This is a genomic window from Acidovorax sp. SRB_24 (assembly GCF_012931925.1).
In genome coordinates this window covers 1-710 of record NZ_MWOM01000180.1, presented here as the reverse complement: position 1 = coordinate 710, position 710 = coordinate 1, and the positions used below count along the sequence as shown (strand labels likewise).

Genomic DNA, 710 nt, shown 5'->3' with positions numbered 1-710 from the left:
TGATCTTTTCCGCCACACCATCGTTTGACGTGCCCCCCTCCGGGCCGCGAAACATCGCCTTGACTGCGTCGGGATTTTCCAGCGCCTTGTTCAGCTTGGCTGTGTTCACCTCCAGATCGCCAGTGGGAGAGAGGTTCGAGGGTCCACCGGCCGACACGATGCCGATGTCCGACAGGCTGCGAAACGGGCCCGTCCCGCTTGACAAGGACTGGAGCGCTCTGCGCAATGTGTTCTGCAAGCCCAGCGCCGTGGAGTCACCTTGCAGCAGTCCAGCGGATTTTGTTTCCTTGTCGTACTTGGTGATGCTATTCAGCGCCTGATTCAACGTGTTGTAGGCCTTCACGAAATCGTCAATATTGGACTTGATCGCCGTGTCATCTTTTGTCACCGTCACTTCCACAGGTGCAGTGGTGACCTGCACAGCATTGAATGTCACACCGGCCACGGTGTTGACGAACTGATTGGTCGCCGACGTCACTGCAACACCATTGACAGTGGCCTTGGCGTTAGCGCCATATTCGATGGTGGAGCCGACGATCAAACGCGCCAGGCCCAATGCGTCGGCAGCGTTGCCATCGCTGTCGCTCGCGCTGAGCTGAAAACCGGCCTCTTCGCCCGTGGTCTTGCTGCGCAGCAGCAGGCGCTCGCCGGAGGCGTCCGAGAGAATCGTGGCGGTCACGCCGGCATTGGCGCCGTTGATCTTGCCCGCC

General features: G+C 59.9%; 1 protein-coding gene. It reads right to left on the bottom strand.

Annotation, left to right across the window (positions count from 1 at the left end; genetic code table 11):
- On the bottom strand, nt 1-710 hold a 710-nt coding region (gene fliD, locus B2J89_RS21360), incomplete at both ends, for a flagellar filament capping protein FliD (RefSeq protein ID WP_169170832.1).